At 49.6% G+C, this 5,767-nt stretch carries 3 protein-coding genes and 4 pseudogenes; 4 read left to right on the top strand and 3 right to left on the bottom strand.

Going from position 1 to position 5,767, the window contains the following annotated elements; all coding sequences use genetic code 11:
* Nucleotides 1-296: 296 nt before the first annotated feature.
* On the top strand, nt 297-1,097 hold the full coding sequence (locus CFR79_RS14970; RefSeq protein WP_110548423.1) for an ABC transporter permease: 801 nt from the start codon (nt 297-299) through the stop codon (nt 1,095-1,097).
* Between the two features lie 165 nt (nt 1,098-1,262).
* Here the strand turns inward: CFR79_RS14970 and CFR79_RS14965 are convergent.
* The 3 pseudogenes from CFR79_RS14965 to CFR79_RS14955 form a co-directional block, all read right to left on the bottom strand.
* Nucleotides 1,263-1,424: pseudogene (locus tag CFR79_RS14965) on the bottom strand (IS5/IS1182 family transposase); the annotation flags it as partial.
* Between the two features lie 84 nt (nt 1,425-1,508).
* A pseudogene (gene istB, locus CFR79_RS14960) lies at nt 1,509-2,288 on the bottom strand (IS21-like element helper ATPase IstB).
* Nucleotides 2,278-3,489 (bottom strand): annotated as a pseudogene (locus CFR79_RS14955) (Mu transposase domain-containing protein). Before CFR79_RS14955 ends, istB begins: the two co-directional pseudogenes overlap by 11 nt.
* A gap of 105 nt (nt 3,490-3,594) precedes the next feature.
* Between CFR79_RS14955 and CFR79_RS14950 the strand changes: the two are divergent.
* From CFR79_RS14950 to CFR79_RS14940, 3 genes and pseudogenes are all read left to right on the top strand, one after another.
* Nucleotides 3,595-4,078: pseudogene (locus CFR79_RS14950) on the top strand (IS5 family transposase); the annotation flags it as partial.
* 112 nt (nt 4,079-4,190) lie between these two features.
* On the top strand, nt 4,191-5,411 hold the full coding sequence (locus tag CFR79_RS14945) for a WavE lipopolysaccharide synthesis family protein (RefSeq protein WP_110548422.1): 1,221 nt from the start codon (nt 4,191-4,193) through the stop codon (nt 5,409-5,411).
* Nucleotides 5,412-5,533: 122 nt separating this feature from the next.
* Nucleotides 5,534-5,767, top strand: a 234-nt coding sequence (locus tag CFR79_RS14940) for a transposase (RefSeq protein WP_146220148.1), incomplete at its 3' end; no start/stop codon positions are given.

The raw sequence follows: 5,767 nt of genomic DNA, 5'->3' as shown, positions 1-5,767 counted from the left end.
ATCGCCACACGATATGACAAGACAAGAAAATCATTTCTCGCCTTTCTTAACCTCGCAGCCGTAAAATTGTGGCTACCGTCTTTTGTCAACAGAACCTAGGTCTTTTAAATGGCATGACATAGTGCCCTTCTCCATGAATGGATTACGGCCTTTGATCAGACTGTCAGGGCATGGCTTCTCAACAGAAAGGGGTATCTTTTTGACGGCAGACCGCCCCCCTCGCTTCACAGGCATTTTTATTCTATACTCTCTACAGAAATAAGGTCCTGAAAGCATGATATCCGATGAGAACGTCAATGACCATGTATGACAAAATAAAGGAGCTGAAAGTAGATTTCAGAGTCCAGTTACAGGTCATTTATGCATTGATGATGCGTGAAATCCATACACGTTACGGTCGAGAAAATCTTGGCTTCTTATGGGTCTTGGGGGAGCCTGTTCTATTTTGTACGGGCGTTATCATCTTGTGGACAGCGATACGTCCCTCACATGAACATGGTCTGCCTATGACAGCAATCGTGGTGACCGGCTATATCCCTCTTACCATGTGGCGGCACTGTTTAGGTCATTCCGTCAAAGCCTTTGAAGCTAACGGCAGTTTATTGTTTCACCGTCAGGTTACGCCAGCATCGATTATCTTGGCTCGAACGTTTCTGGAAATAACCGGCACCCTGATGGCAGGGGTGATTGTCACGTGTGGGACAATATTTACCGGTTTCATGAAGCCTCCCCAATATTATGGTATGATATATTTAGGCATGGCGTTCCATATGCTGCTGTGTATAGCAATCGCCATGATTTTTGCCTCTTTAAGTGAAATATCTGATCTGGTTGAAAAGGCCGTCGGCGTTCTGAGTTATCTTTCTCTGCCATTTACCGGGGCGTTTTCCATGGTAGATTGGCTTCCGCCCAAATATAGATGGTACATGATGATTTCCCCGAGTGTCGACAATATAGAAATGATCCGGGAAGGACAGTTTGGTCTAAACGCTCATGCCCACTATGATATATTTTATGACTGCTGGATCACCCTCTTACTACTTATAATTGGATTTTATTTAACAATACGGATACGACGCTATATTTTGGTACAATGATTAATATATATTTATTATTGCAATGGTGCCTGTGCGGGTGTGTTATACGAGCACCTGCTCATCATAAAACTATTACGTAAATCGATTAGGGTAAAATAAAGTCAAGTCTTGGCAGGCTGTCGGGTTGGGCTCTGCCGTAGTGATGAGTGACGGAGGCGATGGCGTTTATGCCGCCTTCAGTCGCGTGATCCTGCGGCAATTGTATGCGAGGGCGACGAGCGTCCATTCTGTTGCAGCCTGGCCTTCATTTCCAGGCGCCAGGGTTTGGTGATCCAGCGCGGCTCCTTGAATGGCGGGCTCTGGCCGGAAGTCATAAGGCCGTCGGTGTTGATTTTCACTGAGAACTGACCCGGGTTTTTCATCAGGAATTGACCCAGCCAAATGCTATTTCAGGCATAGTTATGCGGGCGGTCAAGAAGAGGATCTGTCCTTTCTGTTTTTTGACGCGGCGGTGCTGGCGCGGAACCTGTAGCTGTCATTTCCTGTCTCGAGGATATGACAGTGATGGGTCAGCCGATCGAGGAGCGCCGTTGTCATCTTCGGGTCACCAAAGACATCTCCCCATTCACTGAAGCTCAGATTGGTTGTGATGATGACACTGGTGCGCTCGTAGAGGCGGCTGAGCAGATGGAACAGCAGGGCGCCCCCAGACGCGCTGAAGGGAAGATAACCGAGTTCATCAAGGATCACGAGATCCAGGCGGAGCAGCCTGTCGGCAATCTGCCCGGCCCGGCTGGCGGTCTTTTCGTGTTCGAGCGCATTGACCAGGTCGACCGTTGACCAGAAGCGCGCCTTCTTGCGGTGCCGGGTGATCGCCTGGATGGCCAGCGCGGTCGCCAGGTGGGTTTTCCCGGTTCCCGGACCGCCGATCAGCACGACATTTTCGGCACGCTCGATGAAGTCCCCGCCATGGAGCTGGCGGACCATGGGCTCGTTGACCTGCATATCGGCAAAGGAGAACCCGGACAGGTCCTTGTAGGCAGGGAGCCGGGCTGTCTTTGTCTGGTAGGCGATGGAGCGCACTTCGCGTTTGGCCAGCTCCGCCTTCAGAAGTTACGAGAGGATGGGAATGGCCACCTCGAAGACGGGCGCGCCCTGCTCCATGAGGTCAGCCGTGGCCTGGGCCATGCCATACATCCGCAATCCACGGAGCATGACGACAGGTGAGGCGGCGGCAGGATCATGGCGCACGACGGCTGTCCCCACGCAGGGTGTCATAGCGCCCTGTATCGGCGCACGGTTCATGTTCGAACACCAGGACCTGTGAGGCATCGATCAGGCGATGCAGCGTATTGAGAACATAGGTCTTGGTCGCCACGCCACCTGCAGGAGCCAGTTCAGCCGCGCAGAGTACGGCCTGCTCATCATGCTGCAGCACAAGGGCCAGGATTTCAGCCATTTCCCGATCGCCTCCAGGCCGCCTGAGCAGTTGATCCTGCAGAACCTGGAAGGCGGCTGGCAATTCGGCAAACGGCGCGCCATTGCGCAGGGCGCCCGGTTTGCGCTGGATGACCGCCAGATAATGCCGCCAGTCATAAACCGTGCGGCCTGGCACGCCATGCGAACGCGTGATGATCCGGTCATGCACGCATAGAACCTGTCCTTCGGTGATAACGCGCAGCCTGTCGGGATAAACCCGCAGGCTGACCGGACGATTGGCAAAGGAGGCCGACACGCTGTAACGATTGCCTTCGAACTGGATCAGGCAGGTTGGTGAGACGCGCCTGGGCTGTTCAGCAAACCCGTCAAAGGGGACGCCCCGGAACCATGAGGTGAGGACGTTCGCTGGCATGGATCTCGGAGACGCTGCGCGGCAATTCAGCATACTGCAGCCGTTCCCAACAGTCCAGGCAGCGGGCTTCCAGTCAGGCGTTCAGCGCCCCCAGATCCGGAAAGACGGGCAGATCCTGCCAGATCTGGCGCCGGGCATCCTGCAGCTTGATGCGACGCCCGGCAATTACCGCCCAGTCCTCGCCCCGGTCAAACTGGAAGGCTTCCCCCGGGCAGGAAGCGCAGGGGCACAAAAACACCACGACCCGTTGTCTGGCCTGCCTGGTGCTGTTCGTGTTTCCACTGCCTGATGAAAGCAGCCACCCGTCCATAGGATTCATCATAGCCCAGTGCCACAAGATCCTCATGCAGTCGCCGCGCCGTGCGCCGGTTCTTGCGTGATCGGGCGGCTTCCAGGACCAGCCAGCCCCTCAGCCTGTCAGCAAACGGGTTCAGTCGGCTGGGACGTTCGGGAACCTGGAACCGCGGTTCAATACTCTCTGCCCGGAGATATTTCCGGATCGTATTGCGTGACAGTCCCGTCCGGCGTTCGACGTTCGATCTCGCGGATCGGAAGATGATCCCGGCAGTGCCACCGACGGATCACACTCAGAAGCTCCATGTCAATCACTCCTCAAACCCCCAGCAGATGCTGCCGGGGAGTGTGAAGGCATGGGTCAAATCTCGATGAAAATTTCCGCCCTACCCGGGTCAGTTCTCAGTGAAAATCAACAGCCAGTCGGTTAAAACTGCTGAAAATGGCGGCCCACGCGGTTATGACGCGGGTAAGAAGATCAGGGGCCGCAAGCGGCATATCGCAACCGACACGCCGGGTCATGTCGTGGCGGCTGTCGTTCATCCCGCCGACATTCAGGATCGTGATGGTGCGCCGCTGGTAGCAACCAAAATACGCTCATTGTTTCCCTGGCTTCGCCATCTGATCGGTGACGGGGGGATATGCTGGCGAGAAGTTGCGTGGTGCGCTGGCTGAACTCGGCCGATGGACGATCGAGATCGTCAAACGTAGCGATCGGGCCGAAGGCTTCGTCGTCCTGCCCAAACGCTGAATCGTGGAGCGTAGCTTTGCATAGCTCGGACGCTGCCGTCGCCTCACGAAGGATGTCAAGGCAACAATCTCGTCATCCCATGCGTGGTTGATGATTGCCCATATCCGCAGAGTTCTGCGAAAAATCAATCAAACCTCTTTCTGATTCAGGCTCTGAGTGATTTGAAGACCGTCATTGATGACGTTATCATTTTAATATAAATATGATATATAATTAGTCACATTCTATCGCATAAACAGATGGGTAAAAATAAAATATGACTAACAGTGCAATAAAAAAAGATGACATACTAAATTCTTTGTCAATCGTAGTACAAGGGCCTTTGTATGACTGGAATATTGTCCAGACTGCCCAATTAATATCGCAATGGCGGAGTATTTTCCCAAAATCTAAAATTATTTTTTCGATATCGCAATCGGATCTTATAATTTTCGAGGGTTCAGGAATTATTCCTAAATTACGTATTGTTAGAATACATAGAAACAATATTGTGTTCCAAGATGCACTGGCATTAATAGATAAGTTTTGCGATATAGTTGTTATGTCGGACTCGGCCATCGTGTTGCCACCCGTCAAAAGCGGCCTTCGTGAAAATAATTGTAACCTCCAGATAGAAGCCGCCAAAGCTGGACTCAGGCTGGTAGATACAGATTATGTTTTAAGAATTAGAAATGATATTGTTTTTTCAGATACATCATTAATAGATTACTATATTGATAATTACAATCTTCCACGCGGAAAATACGCCGCGTTAAAGCAACGTGTATTAATTTCTGAATTCTTTACACTTAATCCATTCACATTTGAAAAACTTCCTTTTCACTATAGCGACTGGATGCATTTCGGTCTTATCGAAGACGTGAAAAAATTATGGGATGTCCCATCTTATGGCATAATTGATGCCACTTATTATCAGCGCAATACCTATAAGAAAGGCTCCGGACCACGGGAAAATACATTTATTAGCCGATATGCCGTCGAACAGTATCTAGCCATAACTGTTTTCAAAAAATTCTTTCAGAATATAAAACTAGATTACCATAATGACACGACATCAATAAATGAGTCTCTTTATATACTCGCAGACAATTTTATAATATCTGATTTTACAAAAACAAAAATTTACTTTGCAAAATATCAGCACATAATGCGACACAACAATATTAATATTGTATGCATGACCCATGAGGGATGGAAAAAAATTGTTTTCAATGCAGAGAAAAACATTAATATTAAATATTTATTCAAGAAAGAAATTGAAATTGCAAATAAATCACTCAAAAATAATCCAAATAATGAGGATTTCCCTCCACCAAAAGATATAATGACAAAAATTTTCTTTAAAATATTGATTTACTTATTGAGTGAGAATAAAAAAAATAAATTGAAAGGAAATCCAAAGAAGTTCTTCGCCGATTCCAAAAACTCTATTACAAAACGTTTTGGAGAAAAATATATCTCTTCAATGGGTCTATAAACCAGATTTCTTAATCATATTATTACGGCGTGTCGTCAGTTAAGCTCTGAATGTGGCATGTGAGGGTTGTACTTTGTGTCTGCGTGTGCTGACTGTTTTCCCGTTTTGAGGGAGACAGACAGATGCGGCGCTATAGTTTACGCGATGACCAGTGGGAGCGGATAAAGGATCTTCTTCCCGGTCGAGAAGGCTATGTCGGCGGCACTGCGGTGGACAACCGTCTGTTCGTGGAGGCGGTGCTGTATCGCTATCGCGCGGGTATTCCATGGCGCGACCTTCCTGCCCGTTTCGGGGACTGGAAAAACGTGCACCGGCGTCTGCGCCGCTGGTGTGAAAGCGGCGTCATCGAACGGATA

Origin of the sequence: Komagataeibacter saccharivorans, from assembly GCF_003207825.1 — a bacterium.
In the GTDB taxonomy this organism is placed as follows: Bacteria; Pseudomonadota; Alphaproteobacteria; order Acetobacterales; family Acetobacteraceae; genus Komagataeibacter; species Komagataeibacter saccharivorans.
The sequence above is the reverse complement of the archived record's forward strand: the minus strand, read 5'-3'. Positions and strand labels throughout refer to the sequence as shown.